The organism is Streptacidiphilus alkalitolerans, assembly GCF_042511045.1.
GTDB lineage: Bacteria > Actinomycetota > Actinomycetes > Streptomycetales > Streptomycetaceae > Streptacidiphilus > Streptacidiphilus alkalitolerans.
In genome coordinates this window covers 272,477-295,857 of record NZ_JBHEZX010000001.1, presented here as the reverse complement: position 1 = coordinate 295,857, position 23,381 = coordinate 272,477, and the positions used below count along the sequence as shown (strand labels likewise).

The following is a 23,381-nucleotide window of genomic DNA, read 5'->3' as shown; positions in this document are numbered from 1 at the left end:
TAGGGGAACCGTAAGCCCAGAAGGTTTATGTCGTCAAGTTAAAGGTTGAGGTCCATAAGTATTAGCTCCGCGGAGGCGGGGGCTGCTCCGGCTCCGGCGCGGCCCCGCGCCGGGACGGGGCCAGCTGGGCCAGCACGTCGCCGATCTCGCCGTGCACCCTGCGGTCCATCGCCAGCGCGAACTCCACGTCCACCACGGTCCTGGCCACCGGCCGGAGCCGGGCCAGGGTCTCGGCCAGCCGCGCGGTCTCGCCGGAGGTCAACCGCGACTCCAGCCGCCCCAGCAGCTGCTTGTTGATCAGCTCGACGAAGAGGTCGGCCAGCGCGTCCGCGCTGGCCCGCACCCCGAGCGCGGTCTCCAGTACGGCGGCCAGCGGGATCCCCTCGGCGACCAGCGCGGCCGAGGCGTCCAGCAGCCGGCGGCTGACATGGCTGACGACCTCGCCCTCGACCCGGACGTAGCCCAGGGCCCTCGCGGTCTCCAGGTTCGACGCGTCGGCCTGACCCGCGTACGCCGCGTCCAGCTCGGACAGGGTCATCGGCACCGGGGCCTCGTCGGACCAGGGGGCCGCGATCGCGCCCTCCAGGCCCAGCAGTTCGGCGACGTCCCGGCCGTCCTCCCAGGCGCTGAGCAGTTCGGCGATGCCGCCCAGGGTGTGCCCGCGTTCCAGCAGGTCGGCGATGATCCGCAGCCGGGCCAGGTGGTCCTCGGAGTACCAGGCGATCCGCCCCTCCCGCCGGGGCGCGGGCAGCAGCCGGCGCTCGCGGTAGAAGCGCAGGGTCCGCACCGGGATGCCGGCCTCCCTGGCCAGGTCCTCGGTACGGAACTCGCGCGCGGGACGCCGGGGCCCGGAGGCGGGTCCAGGGGCAGTGGTTTCGCTCACCCGAGCGAGCCTAGCCGCCTGAGTACGGGGCGCGGAGAAGCGGACGCGGTTGAGTACCTGTACTCATGCCGCCGCCGCGCCCGGGGCGGATCCTACGGACATGGCCAATCCTGTCAGACACAGCACCACCGCCGCCTACTACACCCAGGCAATCCTCTCCTTCGCCATCGCCGTGCTCGCCATGGGGATCGGCATCGCCTACCTGTCCGCCGACTCCTGGATCCGGGCCTTCCTCGGGCTCGGCCTCCTCTACGTGGTCACCTCCGCCTTCACCCTCGCCAAGGTCATCAGGGACCGCCAGGACGAGAACCAGGTGGTCTCCCGGGTGGACCAGGCCCGTCTTGACAAGCTGCTCGCCGAACACGACCCCTTCCGGGTCGACGCTCCCTGACACCGGACACAATGACCGCGTGACCGACGAACCGAACGTCCCCGAAGGCTGGGCCGGCGAGCTGCGGCGGCTGGAGCCCCCGGCCTGGCGCCGCCGCACCAGGGGTGAGCGCCGCTGGTCGGTGACCTGCGCGCTGCTGGTCGCCATCTGCGTCCAACTGGCGCTGCCGGCCCGGCTCACCCTCAGCCCGCACTGGATGCTGCCCGCGCTGGAACTGCTGCTGATGGCCGCGCTGCTGGTGGCCAACCCGCATCTGCGGATGGAGCGGCACACCCCGCTGCTGCGCACCCTCGGCCTGCTGCTGGCCGGTGCGGTCAGCGTCGCCAACGGCGGCTCGGCGGTGCTGCTGGTGCGCGACCTGGTGCAGGGCGGCTCCGGGATCACCGCCACCGCGCTGCTGACCGCCGGGGCGGGGGTCTGGCTGACGAACGTCATCGCCTTCAGCCTCTGGTACTGGGAGTGGGACCGCGGCGGCCCGGTCGCCCGGGCCCTGGGCACCCACACCTACCCGGACCTGTTGTTCCCGCAGATGCAGCAGCAGGGCGTGGCGCCCCCGGACTGGGAGCCGCTGTACCCGGACTACCTCTATGTCGCCTTCACCAACGCGACTGCCTTCAGCCCCACCGACACCATGCCGCTGTCGCGCTGGGCCAAGCTGCTGATGACCATGCAGTCGGTGGTCTCCCTGCTCACCCTGGTGCTGGTGGTCGCCCGCGCGGTCAACGTGCTGCAGTAGCGGCACCGGTGCAGGGCAGAACTCACATTCAGTGGAGCACAGTTGCTGCCTCCATGGGTGGAAATCGCGCATCCTCGCGTAATCGGGTGAACGCGCTGGGTAGCGTCCGCTGCGCCCGGTGGGTGCACTCCTGCCCCACCGGTCCGGTGACGGGACAGGCGGCGCGGAGCAATGGTCGGAATGACTGGCATGGGCGGCACGAATGAGCTCGGTTATGGCTGGCTCACCCCGGGACTCTCCTGGACCATGGCCGTCCTCGGTTCCGCCCTCGGCCTGCGCTGCATGGTCCGCGCCATCGCCGCGGACGGCCGCTCCCGGCGGAACTGGCTGCTCACCGGTGCCGCCGCGATCGGCGCCGGCATCTGGACCATGCACTTCATCGCGATGCTCGGCTTCACCGTCACCGGCACCGACATCCGCTACGACGTGCCGCTGACGCTGCTCAGCCTGCTGGTGGCGGTGCTCTTCGTCGGCGTCGGCGCGTTCGCCGTGGGGTACGGCAGGCACCGCAACCGCTCGCTGCTGCTCGGCGGCGTCACCACCGGGCTCGGCATCACCGCGATGCACTACCTCGGCATGGCCGCGCTGCGGCTGCACGGCACGGTCGGCTACCGCCCGGCGACCGTCGCGGTCTCCGCGGTGATCGCGATCGTGGCGGCCACCGCCGCGCTCTGGGCCGGACTGAACATCCGCGGCCCGCTGGCGGCCGGAGCCGCGTCGGTGGTGATGGGACTCGCCGTCAGCTCCATGCACTACACCGGGATGGCGGCGGTCGTCATCACCGTGCACCCGGGGCAGGACCCGCTGCCGGGCGTGACGGCGATCCAGTTCATCTTCCCGCTCGCGGTGGGGCTCGGCTCGGCCCTCTTCCTCACCTCGGCCTTCGTCGCCCTGTCGCCCACCACGCAGCCGCCCACGGCGCGTCGCGCCCCGCAGCAGCCCGCCTCGGCGCGCTGATCCGCAGCCCCGCAGGCTCCCAGCCCCCCAGTCCCGCAGACTCCCAGCAGCGAACGAGGTCGTGATGCGTTCACCCGGGGACCCCGCCCCCACCGGCCCGGACAGCCCTCCGCGTCCGCGCCCCGCCCACGCGGGCCCGCCCGCCGACGAGTTCGCCGCGCTGCAGGCGGGCCGACCCCCGGCCGCCGGCGCCGGACCGGTCCGCCCGCTGAGGGTGCGGCTGCGCCCCCGCACGGTCCGGGCCAGGGTGGTCGCCCTGCTCATGGTGCCGGTGGTGTCGCTGATGGCGCTCTGGGGGTTCGCCACCGTCACCAGCGCGCAGGACGTCGCCGCGCTGATCCGGCTGCGCCAGGTCAACGCCCTGCTGCTGACCCCGGTGGACGGCGTCGTCACCGCGACGCAGGCCGAGCGGACCGCCGCGGCGGTGGCCGCCGCCGCGCCCCGGGCCGACCGTACGGCCGCGCTGCGGGACCGCGGGCGCGCCACCGACGCGGCCCTGGCCACCCTGGACCACGACGTCGCCGTCGGTGCTGCGGAGATCAGCGGCCTCGGCAGCACGCTCCCGGGCCGGTTGGCCGCGCTGCGGACCGCCGCCGCCGGACTGCCGGCGCTGCGGGCCAGGACCGCCGCGGGCACGGCCGGCTGGCCGGAGGTCATGGCGGGCTACGGCGGCGTCGTGTCGGCGGCGTTCGGGGTCGACGGTGCGCTTGGCGGGGTCCGCGACAGCTCCGTCGGCTCCGACCCGCGGGTGCTGCTGGAGCTGGCCCGGGCCCGTGACCTGCTGGGCCGGGAGGACGCGGCGGTGCAGTCGGCGCTGGCGGCCGGGCGGATGACGGCGGGTCAGGACCAGGAGTTCACCGGTGCCGCCTACGGCCGCCAGGTGCTCACCGCGGCGGCGGTGCCCGACCTCCGCCCGGCGGACCGGGACGGCTACCTGGCCGTCGGGCGGAGCAGCGCGGCCACGACCCTGCTGGCCCTGGAACGGGCGGTACGGCGGTCGGGACCCGGCCAGGAGCTCGGGCGCACGGTGCCCGCCGGGCTCTGGGCCGACACCGCCGCGAGCCTGGAACACCGGTACGCCGCCGTGGAGTCGGCGGCGGGTGCCGGAGCCGCGGCCGGCGCGGACCCCTACCGGCTCGCGGTGTTCACCAGGAACGGCGCCGCGGTGCTGCTGGGCCTGCTGGCGGTACTGCTCTCGCTGCTGATCTCGGTACGGATCGGCCGCCGCCTGGTGGTCGAACTGGCCGAGCTGCGCAACTCCGCGCTCGACCTCGCCGACCGCCGGCTCCCCGAGTCCATCCGCCGGCTGCGCGCGGGGGAGGACGTGGACATCGACGCCGAGGCGCCGGACCGGGACCCGGGCGTGGACGAGCTCGGCCAGGTGGGCGCGGCCCTGCACACGGTGCAGCGGGCGGCCCTGCAGGCGGCGGTGGAACGGGCCGAGGTGCTGTCCGGGATCTCCGGGGTGTTCGTCAACCTGGCCCGGCGCAGCCAGGTCCTGGTGCACCGTCAGCTCGCGCTGCTCGACACGATGGAGCGCCGCACCGAGGACCCGGCCGAGCTGGAGGACCTGTTCCGGCTTGACCACCTCACCACCCGGATGCGCCGCCACGCCGAGGGCCTGATCATCCTCTCCGGGGCGGCTCCGGGCCGGGCCTGGCGCCGCTCCGTCCCGCTGCTTGACGTGGTGCGCTCGGCGGTGGCCGAGGTCGAGGAGTTCTCCCGGGTGGAGGTCCGCCCGCTGCCCCGGGTGTCGGTGGTCGGCACGGCCGTCGCGGACCTGGTCCACCTGGTCGCCGAGCTGGTCGAGAACGCCACCAGCTTCTCCCCGCCGCACACCAAGGTGCTGGTCAGCGGGGAGCGGGTGGGCGTCGGTTATGCGCTGGACATCGAGGACCGGGGCCTCGGCATGAGCAGCGGGGCGGTCGCGGAGGCCAACCGGAGGATCGCCGAGGGCCAGCAGGCGGACCTGTTCGACAGCAACCAGCTGGGCCTGTTCGTGGTGAGCCGGCTGGCCCGCAGGCACGGCGTCCGGGTGTCGCTGCGCACCTCCCCGTACGGGGGGACGACGGCGGTGCTGCTGCTGCCGATGTCGGTGCTGACGGTCGAGGAGCCGGACCGGACCGCGCCCGCTGCGGCGCCCTGGTCCGCCCCGCGCTCCGTCCCCCGGCAGGCCGCGCCCCGGTCCGTGCCGGACGCCGGACGGCGGGACGTCCCAAAGCTCGAACGCGCGGCCGAGCACGAGCCCGAACGGGCGGCCGAGCCGCAGCCCGCACCACGGCCCGCAGCACGGCCCGAGCCGGATCCGCGACCACAGCCGGAACCACAGCCGCACCCCGCCGCGGTCCGGACGGCCGACGCGGACGAGCTCCCGCGCCGGATCCGGCAGGCCAGCCTGGCCGCCCCGCTGCGCGAGGCCCCGGCGCCCGAACCCCGCCCCGGCGGGCGGGGCCGCGACCGCGTCCGCAGCCCGGAGAGCGCCCGCGCCACCATGTCCGCGATGGCCGACGGCTGGTCCCGCGGCCGTACCGACGACCTCGAGTGAAGGGAACACAGCCCATGGTCACCGCAACCCATCGGACCGGCGGACTCAACTGGCTGCTGGACGAGTTCGTCTCCGGCGTCACCGGCGTGAGGCACGCGGTGGTGCTCTCCGCCGACGGCCTCCCGCTGGGCGCCTCCGAGTCGCTCAGCCGCGAGGACGGCGAGCACCTCGCCGCCGTCGCCTCCGGCTTCCACAGCCTGGCCAGGGGCACCGGCCGCTACTTCGACGCGGGCCGGGTCCGGCAGACCATGGTGGAACTCGACGAGGGCTTCCTCTTCGTGGTCGCCGCCGGGGACGGCAGCTGCCTGACCGTGTTCAGCGAGGTGGAGGCCGATGTGGGCCTGGTCGCCTACGAGATGGCGCGACTGGTCCGGCAGGTCGGCGAGCACCTCTCCAGCCCGCCCCGGACCGGGCCGGGGCGGCCCGGCGCGGAGCCCGCCGCCGACCCGAAGGAGGAGTGACCCGGTGCAGCACGGCTCCGACCCCCACTGGTACGACGACGACGCCGGGCCGATGGTCCGGCTCTTCGCCCTGACCAGGGGCAGGACCAGGGGCAGCGGCGAGCTCTTCGACCTGATCGCCCTGATCTCCGCGGTCGCCCCGGGCGATACCGAGGCCTCCCACCGGGCGGACGGCCCGTTCACCTCCGCGGCCGGGCTCGCCCCCGAGGCGGTCGCCATCCTCGACCTCTGCCGTCCCCGGCCGCTGACCGTCGCGGAGGTCGCCGCGGACTGCGACCTGCCGGTCGGGGTGGTCCGGGTGCTGCTCGGCGACCTGTTCGACGCCGGCCTGATCCAGGTCGGCCGCCCGGTCCTGCCCGCCATGCTCCCGAACGAGCGCCTCCTCCGAGAAGTGATCCATGGCCTTCAAGCACTCTGACCAGCACACCGACCAGCATTCCGACCGGCACGCCGACCGCGGCTCCGGGCCCGGACTGACCCTGAAGATCCTGGTGGCGGGCGGCTTCGGCGTCGGCAAGACCACCCTGGTCGGCTCGGTGAGCGAGATACGTCCGCTGCGCACCGAGGAGCGCCTCACCGAGGCCGGCCGCGGGGTGGACGACACCGGGGGTGTGGAGCGCAAGACCACGACCACGGTCGCCATGGACTTCGGCCGGATCACCATCAGGGAGGACCTGTCGCTCTACCTGTTCGGCACACCCGGGCAGGACCGCTTCTGGTTCCTCTGGGACGAGTTGGCGTACGGGGCGCTCGGCGCGGTGGTGCTGGCCGACACCCGCAGGCTGGAGGACTGCTTCCCCTCGGTGGACTACTTCGAGCGGCGCTCGATCCCGTTCGTGGTCGCGGTCAACTGCTTCCACGGCTCGCGCCGCCACGCGGTGGAGAAGGTGGCCCGGGCGCTGGACCTCGACCCGGGGACACCGGTGCTGCTCTGCGACGCCAGGGACCGGGAGTCGGGGAAGAAAGTCCTGGTCACCCTGGTGGAGCACGCCAGCCGCCGACACGCGGCCCGGCTGCTGGCGTGACCCTCCACCGCGCGGTCGGCCCCCTGCGGTCAGCCCTGTGCGGCCTCGGCCTTGGCCGCCCGGCGGGCGGCCTTCTCGCCGGCCTCCCGCTCGTCCTCGGCCTCGGCGACCTCCAGGGTCGGCGCGGTGCCGCCCAGGTGCGCGGGCTGCCACCAGGCGTCGTCCGGGCCGCTGGGGGAGTCCGGGTAGGTGGTCTGGGCGCGGTCGAGCAGCTCGGTCATCGCCGCCCGCAGCCGCCGGGTGACCATCACCGGCCGGTCCTCGGGGGTGAGCCGAATCGGTTCGCCGATGATGATGGTGATCGGGGTGTGACGCCGGGTCAGCGTCTTGGGGCGGCCCTTGGTCCAGAGCCGCTGGGTGCCCCACACCGCCATCGGCAGCAGCGGGACCCCGGCGTCCGCGGCCATCCGGGCGGCGCCGGTCTTGAACTTCTTCAGGACGAAGGAGCGGCTGATCGTGGCCTCGGGGAAGACGCCGACCACCTCGCCGGCCCGGAGCGCCGCGACCGCGGTCTCGTAGGCGGGCTGGCCGTCCGAGCGGTCCACCGGGATGTGCTTCATGCCGCGCATCAGCGGTCCGGAGATCCGGTGCTTGAAGACGTCGTCCTTGGCCATGAAGCGGGTCTTCCGCTTGCCCGCCTTGAGCGCGCCCCAGCCGGCGAAGATGAAGTCCAGGTAGCTGACGTGGTTGCTGACCAGCACGGCACCGCCGGTGCGCGGGACGTTGTCCGCGCCAATGATCTCGATCTTCAGGTCCAGGGCGCGGAAAAGCGTTCGCGCGGTCCCGATGATGGGCGGGTACACGAGATCGGCCACGATCAGTCCTACTTCCCAGGGCTGTCGCCCGCTCCGACGGTATGTCGATGTATCGTCCCTCGCCCACGGTGCCGTGTCACTCCGGGTAGCACCAGCATTCGAGGGGCTGCGATCACATCGCCGGGGCCCACCCTACTGTTCGGACCTGAGCGGACCTACCGCCCGGCCGGACGCACCCGGTCCTCCCCCAGCCGGAGCATTAGGTAGACCTCGCAGCCGAGGCAGTAGCCGAAGGCCGCGTTGAGGAAGGCCGCCGCCAGCGCCAGGCCGGTCGCGGCGATGCCGAGCCAGGTCGTCCCGGTCAGGTAACCGAGCGTGCCGATCAGGGCGAAGCCGAAGCCGACCCCCTGGGCGAACCGCGGCGGCGCCGCGGCCTCCAGCTCGGTCGGCGGCTGCAGCCGGGGCCGGACGAGGGTCCGGTAGAGCCATCCGTAGGGCGAGCGGCCGAGCCCGGCGGCGGCGCCGAGGGCGAACACCACGGTCTGCGCGGCGAGCAGCCAGCCGCTGCCGGTGATCAGTACGACGGCCAGGACGATGCTGGTCAGGGTCGCGGCGAAGCGCGGGCCGCGCGGGTCCAGGGTGCCGGGGGCAGGGGAGGGCATGGGGGACTCCAAAGGGAAAAGGGGGAGGCTTCGGCGGTGCGGCGGCGGCGGGTCAGCGACAGCGCGAGGCCACGGCGCGGCACAGGTCGATGACCAGGCGCCGGGTGAGCACGGCACGGGGGCCGCCTCCGAAGGAGTCCATGCGGCGAATGGTACGCGCGCTTCGCCGCCGGGAGGGAGCATGCTTGATGGCATGACAGGACTGATCGTGTGCTTGGCGGTGCTGGCGCTCTCGGGCGGCTACGGACTGCTGCGGGCACAGCGCGGTGGGAGGTTGCGGGTGCGCGGGCGTGACGGCGGGGTACGGCTCAGCGCGCAGGATCTGGGCGTGCCGCTGGGGGAGCGGGCCACCCTGGTGCAGTTCTCCTCGGCCTTCTGCCAGCCCTGCCGGGCCACCAAGCGGGTGCTGGGCGAGGTGGCCGGCATGGTCGAGGGGGTGGCCCATGTCGAGATCGACGCCGAGTCCCAGCTGGAACTGGTGCGCAGGCTCGACATCCTGCGCACACCCACCGTGCTGGTGCTGGACGCGGACGGCGGCCTGGTGCGCCGCGCCGTGGGCCAGCCGCGCCGCGCCGACGTGATCGCCGCCCTGGGCGAGGCCGTCGCCTGAGCCCGCTGCCGTCAGGGCCGGTCAATAGGTGCAACGTCACAGTGACTCGGAGTTGCGGTGTGCTTCACGATGCCCTTGCGTAAGGGAGTATGGGGCGACGGCGGAGGCTCCGGCGGGGCGTAAGCTACTGACGGGTAGCAAGAACGCGGCTGCCTGTGTTTATGCTTCCGGAGGTTCCGGCGCCCAACGCGACAGTTGCCGGACGTGACCAGTACAGGAGACAGGCCGTGAGCTTGAGGATCGTTGTCTGTGTGAAGTACGTGCCCGATGCGACCGGTGACCGTCGCTTCGCCGACGACAACACGACCGATCGGGATTCCGTCGACGGGCTCCTGTCGGAGCTGGACGAGTACGGCGTGGAGCAGGCCCTGAAGATCGCCGAGGCTTCGGGCGACGCCGAGGTGACCGTGCTGACCGTGGGCCCCGACGACGCCAAGGACGCGCTGCGCAAGGCGCTGTCGATGGGCGCCGACAAGGCCGTCCATGTGAACGACGACGACATCCACGGCACCGATGTGATCGGCACCTCGGCGATTCTGGCCAAGGCGATCGAGAACACCGGCTACGACCTGGTGGTCTGCGGGATGGCCTCGACCGACGGCACCATGGGCGTGGTCCCGGCGCTGCTCGCCGAGCGGCTGGGCGTGCCGCAGGTCACCCTGCTGTCCGAGGTCAGCGTCGAGGGCGGCACGGTGAAGGGCCGCCGCGACGGCGACACCGCCACCGAGCTGCTGGAGGCCTCGCTCCCGGCCGTGGTCTCGGTGACCGACCAGTCCGGCGAGGCCCGCTACCCCTCCTTCAAGGGCATCATGGCCGCCAAGAAGAAGCCGGTGCAGTCGCTGGACCTGGACGACCTGGGCATCGAGGCGGACGAGGTCGGCCTCGGCGGCTCCTGGACCACGGTCGACAGCGCCACCGCCCGCCCGGCCCGCACCGCGGGCACGATCGTCAAGGACGAGGGCGAGGGCGGCAAGGCCCTGGCCGAGTTCCTCGCGTCGCAGAAGTTCATCTAGAGCCTCGTGCTCACCCCCATCCTTGATGACCACGAATGACTCTGGAGAGCTGAGCAATGGGTGAAGTCCTCGTCCTGGTCGACCACGTGGACGGTGCCGTCCGCAAGCCGACCCTTGAACTGCTGACGCTGGCCCGCCGGATCGGCGAGCCCTCGGCGGTCCTCCTCGGCGCCGGTTCCGCCGTCGCCGACCTGGCCGCCAAGCTCGGCGAGTACGGCGCCGCCAAGGTCTACGCCGCCGACGCCGCCGAGTTCGCCGACTACCTGGTCGTCCCCAAGGTGGACGCGCTGGAGCAGATCGCCAAGGCCGCCGGCACCCCGGCCGCCGTGCTGGTCACCTCCTCCGGCGAGGGCAAGGAGATCGCCGCCCGGCTGGCGCTGCGCCTCGGCTCCGGCGTGATCACCGACGCGGTGGACGTCAACGCCGGCGACAGCGGCCCGGTGGCCACCCAGGCCGCCTTCGCCGCCTCCTTCACCACCACCTCGCGGGTCTCCCGCGGCGTGCCGGTGATCACGGTCAAGCCGAACGCGACCGGCCCCGAGGCCGCGCCCGCCGCCGGTGCGGTCGAGACCGTCACGGTGGCCTTCGGAGCGGCGGCGACCGGCACCAAGGTCACCTCGCGCACCGCGCGGGTCTCCACCGGCCGCCCGGAGCTGACCGAGGCCGCGATCGTGGTCTCCGGTGGCCGCGGCGTCGGTGCGGCCGAGGGCTTCGGCGTGGTCGAGGAGCTGGCCGACTCGCTCGGCGCGGCGGTCGGTGCGAGCCGCGCGGCGGTCGACGCCGGGTGGTACCCGCACAGCAACCAGGTCGGCCAGACCGGCAAGCAGGTCTCGCCGCAGCTGTATGTCGCCAACGGGATCTCCGGTGCGATCCAGCACCGGGCCGGGATGCAGACCTCGAAGACCATCGTCGCGGTCAACAAGGACGCCGAGGCGCCGATCTTCGAGCTGGCCGACTTCGGTGTGGTCGGCGACCTGTTCAACGTCCTTCCGCAGCTGACCGCGGAGGTCAAGTCCCGCAAGGGGTAAGCGCGGTGAGGTGGGCGCGGGGAACCGCGGGGTTGACTGTGCACGTGGGTGCGTGGTTGGTCGCGCAGTTCCCCGCGCCCCTTTTGGTGGTGCCCGGTTGCGCTTTGCGGAAGGTGAACGGCTTTGCTGCTCAAGGCGTTTGACGGTGCGGGAGACAGTGCGGAGGCGGTGGTCGTCGACGGGGCGGGGCTGTCGCGGGAGCGGCTGCTCGGCGCCGCCGGGGCGGTGGCCGGGCGGATCGCGGGGGCTTCCGCGCTCGCGGTGCTGGCCCGGCCGACGGTCGAGACCGTGGTGGCCACGGTCGCCGGGCTGCTGGCCGGGGTGCCGGTGGTGCCGGTGCCGCCGGACGCCGGGCCCGGCGAGCGGGCGCACATCCTGCGCGACTCCGGCGCCCCGCTGCTCGCCGTGTCCGCCGCCGACCGGGACGCGGAGGCGTACGGGGCCCAGCTGCTGACGGTTGATCCGAGCGAGCGCGGCCAGGCCCCGGCCGAGCCGTCCGACGACAGCGGCACCGCCTTCGTGCTCTACACCTCGGGGACCACCGGTGCGCCCAAGGGCGTTGTGCTCAGCCGCCGGGCGATCGCCGCCGGGCTGGACGGGCTGGCCGAGGCCTGGGCCTGGACGCCGGAGGACACCCTGGTCCACGGCCTGCCGCTGTTCCATGTGCACGGCCTGATCCTGGGCGTGCTCGGACCGCTGCGGGTCGGCGGGCGGCTGCTGCACACCGGCCGTCCCACTCCGCAGGGCTACGCGGCGGCCGGGGGCAGCCTCTACTTCGGTGTGCCCACCGTCTGGTCCCGGATCGCCGCAGACGAGCCCGCGGCCAAGGCGCTGGCCTCGGCCCGGCTGCTGGTGTCCGGGAGCGCGCCGCTGCCGGTGCCGGTGTTCCAGCGGCTGCGCGAGCTGACCGGTCAGGCCCCGATCGAGCGCTACGGCATGACCGAGACCCTGATCACCCTCAGCACCCGCGCCGACGGCGAGCGCCGCCCCGGCAGCGTCGGCCTGCCGCTGCCGGGTGTCCGCACCCGGCTGGTCGCCGAGAACGGCGAGACCGTCCCGCACGACGCCGAGAGCCTGGGCGAGCTGCAGGTCAGCGGCCCGACCCTGAGCGACGGCTATCTGGGCCGCCCGGACGCCGACACCGGGACCAGGACCGCCGACGGCTGGTTCCGCACCGGGGACATCGCGGTGGTCGGACCGGACGGCTTCCACCGGATCGTCGGCCGCGCCTCGGTCGACCTGATCAAGAGCGGCGGTTTCCGGATCGGCGCGGGCGAGGTCGAGGCCGCCCTGCGGGACCACCCGGCGGTGCTGGACGCGGCCGTGGTCGGCGCCCCGGACACCGACCTGGGCCAGGTGGTCGTGGCCTTCGTGGTCCCCCGCGGACCGGTCACCGGGGAGCAGCTGACGGCCTTCGTCGCCGAGCGCCTCTCGGTCCACAAGCGCCCCCGCCGGGTGGTACTGGTGCCGGAGCTGCCGCGCAACGCGATGGGGAAGGTGCTCAAGCAGCTGCTGCTGCAGCAGTGCTGAACTGGACAGATGCCGCCGTCGCGGCCGAGACTTCCCGGCATGGACGAGATGGTGGCTGCCGTCGACATCGGCGGAACGAAGATCGCGGGCGCACTGGTCGACCGGCGCGGGCGGCTCACCGCCCAGTGCCAGCGGCCCACCCCGGCCGAGGCGGACGCCGAGAGCGTGCTCCAGGTGGTGACCGAGGTGCTGGACCGGCTGGCCGAGGCGCCGGGCTGGGCCGGGGTGCGCGGCGTGGGCATCGGCAGCGCGGGTCCTGTCGATGTGTCCAAGGGCGCGGTCAGCCCGGTCAACATCCCGGCCTGGCGCGATTTCCCGCTGGTGGACTCGGTCCGCGAGCACCTCGGCGGCGACCGGCTGCCGGTGCTGCTGACCGGCGACGGCCCGGCGATGACCGCGGCCGAGCACTGGCAGGGCGCGGCCCGGGGCTTCCGCAACGCCCTGTGCATGGTGGTGTCCACCGGGGTCGGCGGTGGCCTGGTGCTGGACGGCGCGCTCTACCCGGGGCCGAGCGGGAACGCCGGCCACATCGGCCACATCAGCGTGGAACTGGACGGTGACCCCTGTCCCTGCGGCTCCCGCGGCTGCGTCGAGGTGATGGCCGCGGGCCCGGCCATCGCCCGGCGGGCGCTGCGCCAGGGCTGGCGGCCGGACGCCTCGGGGGACACCAGCGCGGGCGCGGTGGCCGAGGCCGCACGCCGGGGCGACCCGGTCGCGCTGGCCTCGTTCGCCCGCGCCGCCCAGGCCCTCGCGGCGGGCATCGCCGGGACCGCGGCCCTGGTCGAGCTGGACGTGGTGGTCATCGGTGGCGGTGTCGCCAAGTCCGGCGAACTCCTCTTCGCCCCGCTGCGCGAGTCCCTCAGGGGTTATGCGACGCTGCCCTTCGTCCGCGACCTGGAACTGCGTCCGGCCCAGCTCGGGACCGATGCGGGCCTGGTCGGAGCCGCCGCCGCAGCAGCCCAGTGGCTGCGTCTCGACGGGTGGTTCTGACCGGGAGGCACCCTCGACGGCCTGCCGCCCCCTCTGCGTACGATGCTGCGAGTAGTCGGCGAACATGGGGGCGGCGTGTCACAAGGCAGTGCGATCGTCTGGGTCAATGGCGCGTTCGGCGCGGGGAAGACCAGCACAGCAAGGGAGTTGCAGGCGCTGATCCCCGGGAGCACGGTGTTCGACCCGGAGTCGGTCGGGGCCTACCTGGCCCATCTGCTGCCGCCGGAGGAGTTCGCCGCGGTCGCGGACTTCCAGGACCTGGTGGCCTGGCGCCGACTCGTCCCGGAGACCGCGGCGGCGCTGCTGGCCCAGCTGCCCGGCACGCTGATCGTCCCGATGACGCTGCTGCGCGAGGACTACCGGGACGAGATCTTCGGGGCGCTGGCCGCCCGCAGGATCGGGGTGCACCATCTGCTGCTGCACCTTGAGGAAACGATCCTGCGCAAACGCATCGAGGGCGACGACGCGGAGGGCCGGGCGGCCCAGTGGCGGCTCGACCACATCGACGCCTACCGGCGGGCCCGGGGCTGGCTGGCGCAGGACGCCGTGGCCGTGGACACCGCCGAGCTGACGCCGGCTCAGGCCGCCGCGCGGATCCTCGAGGTGGTCCGCTCCGGCACGGCCCGCTGCCGTATCGTCCAGGACCCGGTCTCCACCCGGGACACCCTGGCCGCGGCGGTGCTCTTCTTCGACGACCAGGACCGGGTGCTGCTGGTCGACCCGGTCTACAAGCCGGGCTGGGAGTTCCCCGGCGGCGTGGTAGAGGAGGGGGAGGCCCCGACCGCCGCCGCGGTCCGCGAGGTCGCCGAGGAACTGGGCTTCCGGCTCGACCCGGCCCGGCTGCGGCTGCTGGTCACCGACTGGGAGCCGCACCGGGGCCCGCGCTCGGGCGGTCTGCGGCTCGTCTTCGACGGCGGTCGGCTGACGGATCGTCAGCGGGCGGACCTGATCCTGCCGGACGCCGAACTGCGGGCCTGGCGCTTCGTCAGCGAGGCCGAGTCGGCCGAGCTGCTGCCGCTCAACAAGTGCAAACGGCTGGCCGCCGCCCTGCGGGCCCGCGCGGCGGGGGAGCAGCACTACCTCGAAGCCGGTGCCTCGGACCCGTTCTGACGGTCGGTCGGCAGGACGTCCAGGTGGGACTCGGCCCAGCTGCCGAGCGCCCCGAGGGCCGGGCCGAGGGCCTCGCCCGCCGCCGTCAGCCGGTAGTTGACGCCCAGCGGCGGCCCCGGCACGACCTCGCGCACCAGCAGGCCGGCCGCCGCCAGCTCGGTCAGCCGGTCGGACAGCATCCGCTCGCTGATGCCGGGGATGGAGCGCCGCAACTCGGCGAACCTGGCCTCGCCCTGCATCAGCACGGCCAGGACCAGTCCGGTCCACCGCTTGCCCAGCAGCGCGAAGACACGCGTCAGTGCTTCTCCCGCGCCACTGCATTCCTGTGCCATGAGCACCATGTTATCTGCTGCAGCTCCATAAGCAGCTATACATTAGTAAGCCACAATGCCACCCCGTCACGGAACCGGCAGGATGACCTTGTGCCCTTCACCTTCAGCCACCCTGCCGCCGTGCTCCCCCTGCTCTCCGGCGGCCGGGGCCGCGGACCGCTGATCGCGTCCGCGCTGGTCGCCGGGTCGCTCGCGCCCGACCTGCCGTTCTTCGCGGACAGCCTGCTCCCCGGCAGCTATGCCCTCGGCGGGACCACGCACCGGCTCTGGGCGGTCCCCACCGTGGACGTGGCCATCGCCGCCGGGCTGGCCGCGAGCTGGCACGGCCTGCTGCGCGAACCGCTGACGGCGCTGCTGCCGGCCCCCTGGGCCGACCGGGCCGACGCGCTCACCGCCCCGCGGCGCAAGCACTACGGCCGGTCGGACGCCGCCTGGTTCGCCGCCTCCGCCGCGATCGGCGCGGCCAGCCACCTGGGCTGGGACTCCTTCACCCACCACGGCCGGGCCGGAGTCCGCCGGTTCCCGGTGCTGAACCGCGAGGTCGGCGGTATGCCCGGCTACCTCGCGCTGCAGTGGAGCACCTCCGCCGTCGGCCTGGCCGTGCTCGCCGCCGCGGCGGCCCGCGCCCTGCGCGCCCCCGAGCAGGTCGAACCCCGGCCCGCCCTCCCGTCCAGGACCAGGCGCCGGGCCGTCGGCCTGCTCGCCGCGAGCGCCGCGGCCGGCGCGGTGCACCGCAGCCTGCGCGACCTGTCCGGCCGTCCCGGCGCGTCCGCCCTGGTCGCCGTGGCCTCCTTCGGCGGCGGCGCCGGGGCCCTGGCCGGGGCCGCCCTCTACGCGGCCGGCACCCGTTTGACGGACCGTCGCAGGCCCGCGGAACGGTCCATCCCGGAACGTCCCCCTAAGATGGGGAAGCGTGACGCAGAACCAGGGCCCCAGCGCCGACCAGCCCCCGTCCGAGGACGAGCTGACCAGCCATGAGTTGACACACGAGCTGAGCGGCATGTGGGACGTGGTGGTCGTCGGCGCGGGACCGGCCGGGGCCTCCGCCGCCCTCGCCGCCGCCTCCGCCATCACCGCCGCCGGACGCGCGCCCCGGGTGCTGCTGCTCGACAAGGCCGCCCCGCCCCGCTACAAGACCTGCGGCGGCGGCATCATCGGCCCGTCCCGGGACGCGCTGCCGCCCGGCTTCGTCCTGCCGCTCAGGGACCGGGTGCACGCCATCACCTTCTCCCTCGACGGCCGGCTGCAGCGCACCCGCCGCTCCAAGCGGATGCTGTTCGGCCTGGTCAACCGGGACGAGTTCGACCAGCAGCTGGTCCAGTGCGCGGAGAAGGCCGGCGCGGTGCTGGCCACCGGCGTCACCGTCACCGGCGTCCAGGAGAACACCGACGCCTCCGCCGTGCTCACCCTGCAGGACGGCCGCACCGTCACCGCCCTGGCCGTGGTCGGCGCGGACGGCAGCGCCGGACGCGTCGGCGCCCATGTCGGCGTCAGCTTCGACCAGGTGGACCTGGGCCTCGAGGCCGAGATCCCGGTGCCGCCCGCCGTGGCCGCCGCCTGGTCCGGACGGGTGCTGCTGGACTGGGGCGGGAAGATCCCCGGCTCCTACGGCTGGGTGTTCCCCAAGGGCGACAGCCTGACCGTCGGCGTCATCGCCGGCCGCGGCCAGGGCGCGGAGACCCGCGCCTACCTCAAGGAGTTCATCCGCAGGCTCGGCCTGTCCGGGTTCACCCCCTCGATCGAGTCGGGCCACCTCACCCGCTGCCGCTCCGAGGACTCCCCGCTCGCCAAGGGCCGGGTGCTGGTGGCCGGCGACGCCGCCGGGCTGCTGGAGCCGTGGACCCGCGAGGGCATCTCCTACGCGCTGCGCTCCGGGCGGCTCGCGGGGGAGTGGGCGGCGAAGCTCGCCGAGGCCGCCGACCCGACCGACGTCCGCCGGCAGGCCCTCAACTACGCCTTCGCCATCAAGGCGGGCCTCGGCGTGGAGATGCGCACCGGCCGCAAGCTGATGACCGCCTTCGAGCACCGCCCGCAGGCCTTCCACGTCGCCGCCGTGGGCCTGCGCCCGGCCTGGAAGGCCTTCGCCCGGGTGGTCCAGGGCCACACCACCTTCGCCGGGCTCACCCGCGAGCACGGGCTCGGCCGGCAGACCGTCGACCTGCTCACCCGCCGGTAGCGGGTACTCCCGGGGGAGTACCCGCGCCGACCCCGCCCGGCGGACGCCCCCTGCGGTCCCGATGACCTACCGTGCAGGGATGGACCACCCCCGAGCCCACCGCAGGCTGGTGCCGGTCGTCGTCGGCGTCGCCCTGATCCAGCTGGTCGGCACCCGCGCGGCCCAGCACGGCCAGCCGGACCGGCACCAACTGGACGCGTTCGGCTACGTCCTGCTGCTGCTCGGTCCGGCGCTGCTGCTGCTCCGCCACCGGTTCCCGCTGGCGGTCTGCCTGGGCACCACCGCGGTCGGCGTGGTCTACCTGCTCGCGGACTTCGCCTACGGCCCGATCCTGCTCAGCGTGGTGGTCGGCTTCGTGGGCGCGGTGCTGTCCGGCCACCGCAAGGGCGCCTGGCTCTCGCTGTCCGGCCTCTACCTGGTCCACCTGGTGCTGGCCCTGGCCACCGGCACCTTCCGCGGCTGGCAGGAACTCGGCCTGCTGGCCTGGCTGCTGCTCCTGGTACTGGCAGCCGAGGTGGTCCGGAACAAGTCCGAGCAGCGGGAACAGCGCCGCCAGGTCCGGGCCGAACGCGAGCAGCGGATCGCCGACGAGCAGCGGATGGCCATCGCCCGCGAGCTGCACGACGTGCTGGCCCACAGCATCTCGCTGATCAACATCCAGGCCGGGGTGGCCCTGGAACTGCTGGACGGTGACCCGGAGCAGGCCCGCAGCGCGCTCACCACCATCAAGCAGACCAGCAAGGAGGCCCTCGGCGAGGTCCGCCAGGTGCTCGGCACCCTGCGCACCCCCGCGCCCCGGGTGCCGGCCCCCACCCTGGACCGGCTGGGCGAACTCGTCACCCAGGCCCGCACCGCCGGACTCACCGTCACCCTGCGCACCCACCGCGCAGCCCGCCCGCTGCCCCCGGGTGTGGAACTGGCCGCCTTCCGGATCGTCCAGGAGGCGCTCACCAATGTCATCCGGCACTCCTCGGCCCGCACCGCCGAGGTCGACATCCACTACGGTTCCGCGCTCACCCTGGACATCCGCGACCCCGGCCCGCTCTCGGCCGCCGGCGGCCCGCGCGCGGGCGGCTCCGGCAGCGGCCTGACCGGGATGCGCGAACGCGTCGCCGCCCTCGGCGGCAGCGTCACCGCCGCGCCGGACGGCGCGGGCTTCCACGTCCACGCCGAGCTGCCCCTCACCACCCAGGAGCCCTGATGATCCGCGTCCTGCTCGCCGACGACCAACTCCTGGTCCGGGCCGGCTTCCGCTCGCTGCTCGACGCCCAGCCCGACATCGAGGTGGTGGCCGAGGCCGACGAAGGACAGTCGGCCGTCCGCCTCACCCGGGAACTGCGGCCCGACGTGGTCCTGATGGACATCCGGATGCCGGACCTCGACGGCCTGTCGGCCACCCGCCTGATCTCCGCCGACCCCGACCTCTCCGCCACCAAGGTGGTCGTCCTCACCACCTTCGAACTGGACGAGTACGTCTTCGAGGCGCTGCGCTGCGGCGCCGCCGGATTCCTGGTCAAGGACACCGAACCGGCCGAGCTGGTCCGCGCGGTCCGGGCGGTCCACAACGGCGACGGGCTGCTCTCGCCGGGGGTGACCCGCCGTCTGATCGCCGAGTTCGCCGCCCGCTCCAAGCAGCCCGAACAGTCCACGCCGCTGGCCCCGCTGACGGACCGTGAACGCGAGGTGGTCGCCCTGGTCGGCCTGGGACTCTCCAACCACGAGATCGCCGGACGGCTGGTGGTCAGCCCGCTCACCGCGAAGACCCACGTCAGCCGGGCCATGGTCAAGCTCGGCGCCCGCGACCGGGCCCAACTCGTGGTGCTGGCCTATGAGTCAGGCCTGGTCCGCCCCGGCTGGCTGGGCTGACGGCAGGGCGGCCCGCACCTGGTGCCAGCGCTCAAGCAGCACCGGCATCTCCTGCCTGAGGAAGGCGAAGAAGGCCAGCGACTCCCCGAGCCGGTGGCCCGCCGGGGTGTCCGCCCCGAGCACCTCCATGCCCTCGTTGAGGCTGCTCTCCCAGCGCGCCAGCACCTGGTCCCGGCGCAGCGCAGCCTCGTACCAGATGTCGTCGTAGACCCGGTAGCGCTCCCGCCGGGACCCCGGCTCGCGCTCCCGTCCGACCAGGTTCAGCTGGGCCAGATAGCGCACCGCCCCCGACACCGCGGCCGGGCTGACCCGCAGCAGTTCCCCGAGCTCGGCCGCGGTGAGCCGCCCGCTGTCGGCCGAGAGCAGGCCGACGAAGACCCGGGCCGGCATCGGCGGGAAGCCCGAGTCGCAGAGCACGGTGGCGAAGCGGTCGATGAAGGCGCGCAGAGCCTCCGGGTCGGATGCCATGCCGAGAGTCTATCCGTCATCATCAACTTCATAACCTTCATGGATTTGTGAAAAAGGTGTAGCGTCAGCGCCATGACGACGGCCATCTCCACAACGGGCCTGGTGAAGACCTTCGGCCGGACCCGGGCCCTGGACCGGCTCGACCTCACGGTCGCCCAGGGCGAGGTGCACGGCTTCCTCGGGCCCAACGGCGCAGGGAAGTCCACCACCCTGCGGGCCCTGCTCGGCCTGATCCGGGTGGACTCCGGCCGGGCCACCCTGCTCGGCGGCGACCCCTGGCGCGACTCGGTGGCCCTGCACCGCCGCCTCGCCTACGTCCCCGGCGACGTCACCCTGTGGCGCAACCTCACCGGCGGCGAGGTGATCGACCTGCTCGGCCGACTGCGCGGCGGCACCGACCCCCGCCGCCGCGCCGATTTGCTGGAACGCTTCGAGCTCGACCCCACCAAGAAGGGCCGCGCCTACTCCAAGGGGAACCGCCAGAAGGTCGCCCTGGTCGCCGCCTTCTGCTCCGACGTCGAACTGCTGATCCTGGACGAGCCCACCTCCGGACTCGACCCGCTGATGGAGGAGGTCTTCCGGACCTGCGTCGCCGAGGAACGCGACCGCGGCCGGACCGTCCTGCTCTCCAGCCACCTCCTCGACGAGGTCGAGGCGCTCTGCGACCGGGTCAGCATCATCAGAGCGGGACGCACCGTGGAGACCGGAACGCTGGCCGACCTGCGCCATCTGACCCGTACCTCGGTCGAGGCCGAACTGGCCGCGGAACCCCGTGGGCTGGACACCCTGCCCGGCCTGCACGACCTGTCCGTCGAGGGCACCCGGCTGCGCTGCCAGGTCGACGCCGAGCAGCTGGACGGCCTGCTCAGGGCCCTGCTCGCGGTGGGCGTACGGTCGCTGACGAGTCGTCCGCCGACCCTGGAAGAGCTGTTCCTGCGTCACTACCCGACCCCGGAGCGACCATGAGCCGGCTCACCGGCACCGCCACCCTGCTCCGGCTGGCCCTCCGCCGCGACCGGGTGATGCTCCCGGTCTGGCTCTACGCCTCGGTGGGCTCCCTGGCCGCCACCGCCGTCAGCTTCCGCAGGCTCTACCCCACCCCGGCCTCGCAGCAGGAGTTCGCCGCCACCGTCAACGCCACCGACTCGCTCCGCGCCGTCTACGGATCCGTCCACAGCGGCAGCATCGGCGGCCTCACCGCCTGGCGGATGGGCACCCTCGGCGGAGTCGTCGTCGCCCTGATGAGCTTCCTCCTGGTGATCCGGCACAGCCGCGCGGAGGAGGAGGCCGGACGCCTGGAACTGCTCGGCGCGGGCGCGACGGGCCGCACAGCGCCGCCGGCCGCGGCCGTCTCCACCGCCCTCCTCGGCAACACCCTGGTGGGCCTGCTGATGCCGCTGGTCCTGATCTCCCTCGGCGAGCCCGCAGCGGGCTCCTTCGCCTTCGGCCTGGCCGTGGCCTGCTGTGGGCTGGTGTTCACCGGCACCGCCGCGGTCGCGGCCCAGGTCTTCGAGACCGGCCGAGCCGCCAACGGCACCTGCGGAGCCCTGCTCGGCCTCGCCTTCCTGCTCCGCGCCGCAGATCCGAGCCTGTCACCGCTCGGCTGGATCGAAGAAGTCCACGCCTACGGCGGCGACCGCTGGTGGACCCTGGCCCCGCCCCTCGCCGCCGCGACCGCCCAACTCGCCCTGGCGTCCGCCCTGGTGGCCCGGCGCGACCTCGGCGCCGGCCTGCTCCCGCAGCGCCCCGGCCCGGCCCGGGCCGCCGACCGGCTGCGCAGCCCCGCCGCACTGGCCTGGCGGCTGCAGCGCGGGACCCTGCTCGGCTGGTCCCTCGGCTTCCTCACCGCCGGAACCGTCTTCGGCGGCCTGGCCGGCGGCGTGCGGAGCCTGGTCGGCGGCAGCACCCAGATGCTGCAGGTGATGCAGCGCCTCGGCGGCCGGCCGGGCGTCACCGACTCCTACCTGGCCACCATGGCCGGCCTGCTGGGCATGGCCGCAGCGGTCTACGCCGTCCAGGCGGTGCTCCGGCTCCGCAGCGAGGAGGCCGAAGGCCGCGCCGAACCCCTGCTCGCCACCCCGGTCTCCCGCCTCCGCTGGGCGGCCGGCCACCTCCTCCACCCCTCGCTCGGCTCCCTCGCGCTGCTGCTGGCCGGGGGCCTCGGCCTCTCCGCCGGCGCGGCCCTCAGCGGCGTCCCGCGCACCGCGCACCTGCTCGGCGGAACCCTGGCCCAGGCCCCCGCGGCCTGGCTGGCGGCAGCCGTGGCCCTCGCCCTGATCGGCCTGGCCCCCACCCGCACCCCACTGGCCTGGGGCCTGCTCGGCGCCGCCCTGCTGATTTCCTTCGTCGGCCCGGCCCTGAACGCCGGCCAGTGGCTGCTCGACCTCTCCCCGTTCACCCACGTCCCCGCCTTCTCGGTCCGGGCCGAACCCCTGCTCTGGCTCACCGCCCTGACCGCCGCCCTCACCCTCACCGGCCTCACCGCCCTCCAACGCCGCGACCTGACCTGACCTCACTTTGCGACGCGGTAATCTCACGCGCATGGAGCCGAACCCGAGGAGCCCGCGATGACCGACGACCCCCTTGTCCGTTACGAGGTCGACCGGGCGGTGGCCACCCTCACCCTGGACTCCCCGCGCAACCGCAACGCGCTCTCCTCCACCCTCGTCGCCCAACTCGAACAGGGCCTGGCCGACGCCGCCAAGGACCCCTCCGTCCGCGCCGTGGTGCTCACCCACACCGGCGGCACCTTCTGCGCGGGCGCGGACCTCTCCGAGGCCACCACCGGCGACCCCACCGCCAACCCCCGCCGCCTGGTCGCCGTGATGCGCGCCGTGATCGAACTGCCCAAGCCCGTCATCGCCCAGGTGGACGGCCACGTCCGGGCCGGCGGCCTGGGCCTGCTCGGCGCCTGCGACCTGGCCCTGGCCGGACCCAGCTCGACCTTCGCCTTCACCGAGGTCCGCCTCGGCCTCGCCCCCGCCGCGATCTCCCTCGCCCTGCTGCCCCGCCTCGACCCCCGCGGCGCCGCCCGCTGGTACCTCACCGGCTCGGTCTTCGACCCCGCCGAAGCCCAGCAGATCGGCCTGCTCACCCAGGCGCCCCCGGACACCGCCGAGGCCCTCGCCCCCCTCCTCGACGCCCTCCGACTGGCCTCCCCGCAGGGCCTCGCCGAGACCAAACGCCTGGTCACCGCCGAAGTCCTGCGCACCTTCGAGCGCGACGGCGAGTCCATGGTGGCCCAGTCGGCCCTGCTCTTCGGCTCCGACGAGGCCCGCGAGGGCATGCTCGCCTTCCTGGAACGCCGGCCGCCGCGGTGGGCCAGTTGATACTGCAGACCGTCACGGTCCCCTGGATCCCGGTGCGGCACCGCATGGACGTGGTGCTGACCCCGCGGATCCCCGAGGGCTACACCGTCACCACCGCCTTCGTCCTCGCCCTCGACGCCGACAACCGCACCCTGCTCACCCACGTCGACCGCCCCGACCGCGGCTGGGAAGTCCCCGGCGGCCACCTCGACCCCGGCGAATCCCCCCTGGACGCCGCCGTCCGGGAACTCGCCGAGGAAACCGGCCTCCACACGCCACCCCCGTCCCTCACCCCCCTGGGCGGCCTGCAGATCACCCTGCTGGAGGACCCACCCCCCACCTACACCTACCCCACCCACGCCTTCATGGCCTTCTACACCCTCCGCCTCCCCACCCGGGGCGAGGACACAACTCCCCACCCCACCTCCGAATGCACCCAAGCCGCCTGGTTCGACACCCCCCTACCCACCCCCACCGCCACCTGGCTCCCCCTCCACGCCACCCTCCTGGCGTGACCCGTCCAAGGGAGCCCGCC

General features: G+C 73.9%; 26 protein-coding genes. 21 read left to right on the top strand and 5 right to left on the bottom strand.

Translation table 11 applies throughout. The annotated features are described in order from the left end of the window. Window positions 1-61: 61 nt before the first annotated feature. Window positions 62-883, bottom strand: coding sequence for a MerR family transcriptional regulator (locus ACEZDG_RS01425; RefSeq protein WP_380501293.1), 822 nt, complete (start codon window positions 881-883; stop codon window positions 62-64). A 100-nt stretch (window positions 884-983) separates the two neighbouring features. On the opposite strand from ACEZDG_RS01425, the gene ACEZDG_RS01420 reads away from it, so the two are divergent. The 7 genes from ACEZDG_RS01420 (at window position 984) to ACEZDG_RS01390 (ending at window position 6,998) form a co-directional block, all read left to right on the top strand. Continuing rightward, on the top strand, window positions 984-1,274 hold the full coding sequence (locus ACEZDG_RS01420; RefSeq protein ID WP_380501291.1) for a YiaA/YiaB family inner membrane protein: 291 nt from the start codon (window positions 984-986) through the stop codon (window positions 1,272-1,274). 19 nt (window positions 1,275-1,293) lie between these two features. After that, window positions 1,294-2,010, top strand: coding sequence for a hypothetical protein (locus tag ACEZDG_RS01415; protein ID WP_380501289.1), 717 nt, complete (start codon window positions 1,294-1,296; stop codon window positions 2,008-2,010). 189 nt (window positions 2,011-2,199) lie between these two features. Further along, entirely contained in the window at window positions 2,200-2,967 is a 768-nt protein-coding gene (locus ACEZDG_RS01410) for an MHYT domain-containing protein (RefSeq protein WP_380501287.1), read from the top strand. Window positions 2,968-3,031: 64 nt separating this feature from the next. Further along, complete coding sequence (locus ACEZDG_RS01405) at window positions 3,032-5,512, top strand: nitrate- and nitrite sensing domain-containing protein (RefSeq protein WP_380501285.1); 2,481 nt, start codon at window positions 3,032-3,034, stop codon at window positions 5,510-5,512. Between the two features lie 14 nt (window positions 5,513-5,526). Continuing rightward, window positions 5,527-5,973 (top strand): roadblock/LC7 domain-containing protein, encoded by a 447-nt coding sequence (locus ACEZDG_RS01400; RefSeq protein WP_380501283.1) that lies wholly within the window; start codon window positions 5,527-5,529, stop codon window positions 5,971-5,973. A gap of 4 nt (window positions 5,974-5,977) precedes the next feature. After that, window positions 5,978-6,391 (top strand): DUF742 domain-containing protein, encoded by a 414-nt coding sequence (locus ACEZDG_RS01395; RefSeq protein ID WP_380501281.1) that lies wholly within the window; start codon window positions 5,978-5,980, stop codon window positions 6,389-6,391. After that, entirely contained in the window at window positions 6,372-6,998 is a 627-nt protein-coding gene (locus tag ACEZDG_RS01390; protein WP_380501279.1) for a GTP-binding protein, read from the top strand. Before ACEZDG_RS01395 ends, ACEZDG_RS01390 begins: the two co-directional genes overlap by 20 nt. Window positions 6,999-7,027: 29 nt before the next feature. On the opposite strand, the gene ACEZDG_RS01385 is transcribed toward ACEZDG_RS01390, so the two are convergent. After that, window positions 7,028-7,813: a lysophospholipid acyltransferase family protein gene (locus ACEZDG_RS01385; protein ID WP_380501277.1), complete on the bottom strand. Its 786-nt coding sequence runs from the start codon at window positions 7,811-7,813 to the stop codon at window positions 7,028-7,030. 155 nt (window positions 7,814-7,968) lie between these two features. After that, entirely contained in the window at window positions 7,969-8,415 is a 447-nt protein-coding gene (locus ACEZDG_RS01380) for a DUF4395 domain-containing protein (RefSeq protein ID WP_380501275.1), read from the bottom strand. A 193-nt stretch (window positions 8,416-8,608) separates the two neighbouring features. Here ACEZDG_RS01380 and ACEZDG_RS01375 point away from each other — a divergent pair, with 193 nt between their 5' ends. The 6 genes from ACEZDG_RS01375 (at window position 8,609) to ACEZDG_RS01350 (ending at window position 14,696) form a co-directional block, all read left to right on the top strand. Further along, a complete protein-coding gene (locus ACEZDG_RS01375; protein WP_380501273.1) occupies window positions 8,609-9,025 on the top strand; it encodes a thioredoxin family protein in 417 nt (138 codons plus the stop codon). Between the two features lie 227 nt (window positions 9,026-9,252). After that, window positions 9,253-10,038 carry an electron transfer flavoprotein subunit beta/FixA family protein gene (locus ACEZDG_RS01370; protein WP_380501271.1) on the top strand — a complete coding sequence of 262 codons (786 nt, stop codon included), beginning with the start codon at window positions 9,253-9,255 and terminating at the stop codon, window positions 10,036-10,038. A gap of 56 nt (window positions 10,039-10,094) precedes the next feature. Next, window positions 10,095-11,066: an electron transfer flavoprotein subunit alpha/FixB family protein gene (locus tag ACEZDG_RS01365; protein ID WP_380501269.1), complete on the top strand. Its 972-nt coding sequence runs from the start codon at window positions 10,095-10,097 to the stop codon at window positions 11,064-11,066. 126 nt (window positions 11,067-11,192) lie between these two features. Then, entirely contained in the window at window positions 11,193-12,596 is a 1,404-nt protein-coding gene (locus tag ACEZDG_RS01360; RefSeq protein ID WP_380502216.1) for an acyl-CoA synthetase, read from the top strand. A gap of 39 nt (window positions 12,597-12,635) precedes the next feature. After that, window positions 12,636-13,586 carry an ROK family protein gene (locus tag ACEZDG_RS01355; RefSeq protein WP_380501267.1) on the top strand — a complete coding sequence of 317 codons (951 nt, stop codon included), beginning with the start codon at window positions 12,636-12,638 and terminating at the stop codon, window positions 13,584-13,586. A 75-nt stretch (window positions 13,587-13,661) separates the two neighbouring features. Then, on the top strand, window positions 13,662-14,696 hold the full coding sequence (locus ACEZDG_RS01350; RefSeq protein ID WP_380501265.1) for an NUDIX domain-containing protein: 1,035 nt from the start codon (window positions 13,662-13,664) through the stop codon (window positions 14,694-14,696). On the opposite strand, the gene ACEZDG_RS01345 is transcribed toward ACEZDG_RS01350, so the two are convergent. Further along, window positions 14,663-15,028: a winged helix-turn-helix transcriptional regulator gene (locus tag ACEZDG_RS01345; RefSeq protein WP_380501263.1), complete on the bottom strand. Its 366-nt coding sequence runs from the start codon at window positions 15,026-15,028 to the stop codon at window positions 14,663-14,665. The genes ACEZDG_RS01350 and ACEZDG_RS01345 overlap by 34 nt on opposite strands. Before the next feature lie 90 nt (window positions 15,029-15,118). Between ACEZDG_RS01345 and ACEZDG_RS01340 the strand changes: the two genes are divergently transcribed. From ACEZDG_RS01340 to ACEZDG_RS01325, 4 genes are all read left to right on the top strand, one after another. Beyond that, the gene (locus ACEZDG_RS01340) at window positions 15,119-16,006 is read left to right on the top strand and encodes a DUF4184 family protein (protein ID WP_380501261.1); all 888 of its coding nucleotides are present in this window, start codon (window positions 15,119-15,121) and stop codon (window positions 16,004-16,006) included. A gap of 22 nt (window positions 16,007-16,028) precedes the next feature. Then, entirely contained in the window at window positions 16,029-17,204 is a 1,176-nt protein-coding gene (locus ACEZDG_RS01335; RefSeq protein WP_380502214.1) for a geranylgeranyl reductase family protein, read from the top strand. 79 nt (window positions 17,205-17,283) lie between these two features. Then, the gene (locus ACEZDG_RS01330; protein ID WP_380501259.1) at window positions 17,284-18,405 is read left to right on the top strand and encodes a sensor histidine kinase; all 1,122 of its coding nucleotides are present in this window, start codon (window positions 17,284-17,286) and stop codon (window positions 18,403-18,405) included. Further along, on the top strand, window positions 18,405-19,070 hold the full coding sequence (locus ACEZDG_RS01325; protein WP_380501257.1) for a response regulator: 666 nt from the start codon (window positions 18,405-18,407) through the stop codon (window positions 19,068-19,070). Before ACEZDG_RS01330 ends, ACEZDG_RS01325 begins: the two co-directional genes overlap by 1 nt. Here ACEZDG_RS01325 and ACEZDG_RS01320 read toward each other — a convergent pair. Continuing rightward, window positions 19,038-19,538 carry a GbsR/MarR family transcriptional regulator gene (locus ACEZDG_RS01320; RefSeq protein ID WP_380501255.1) on the bottom strand — a complete coding sequence of 167 codons (501 nt, stop codon included), beginning with the start codon at window positions 19,536-19,538 and terminating at the stop codon, window positions 19,038-19,040. The genes ACEZDG_RS01325 and ACEZDG_RS01320 overlap by 33 nt on opposite strands. A 72-nt stretch (window positions 19,539-19,610) precedes the next feature. On the opposite strand from ACEZDG_RS01320, the gene ACEZDG_RS01315 reads away from it, so the two are divergent. Genes ACEZDG_RS01315 through ACEZDG_RS01300 form a run of 4 tightly spaced genes read left to right on the top strand, consistent with a single transcriptional unit; the run spans window position 19,611 to window position 23,361 of the window. Then, complete coding sequence (locus tag ACEZDG_RS01315; protein ID WP_380501253.1) at window positions 19,611-20,504, top strand: ABC transporter ATP-binding protein; 894 nt, start codon at window positions 19,611-19,613, stop codon at window positions 20,502-20,504. Continuing rightward, window positions 20,501-22,048, top strand: a complete 1,548-nt coding sequence (locus ACEZDG_RS01310) for an ABC transporter permease (protein ID WP_380501251.1) — start codon at window positions 20,501-20,503, stop codon at window positions 22,046-22,048. Before ACEZDG_RS01315 ends, ACEZDG_RS01310 begins: the two co-directional genes overlap by 4 nt. Window positions 22,049-22,105: 57 nt before the next feature. Further along, on the top strand, window positions 22,106-22,867 hold the full coding sequence (locus ACEZDG_RS01305; protein WP_380501249.1) for an enoyl-CoA hydratase family protein: 762 nt from the start codon (window positions 22,106-22,108) through the stop codon (window positions 22,865-22,867). After that, on the top strand, window positions 22,864-23,361 hold the full coding sequence (locus tag ACEZDG_RS01300; protein ID WP_380501247.1) for an NUDIX hydrolase: 498 nt from the start codon (window positions 22,864-22,866) through the stop codon (window positions 23,359-23,361). The genes ACEZDG_RS01305 and ACEZDG_RS01300 overlap by 4 nt, the downstream gene beginning before the upstream one ends. Window positions 23,362-23,381: the final 20 nt, after the last annotated feature.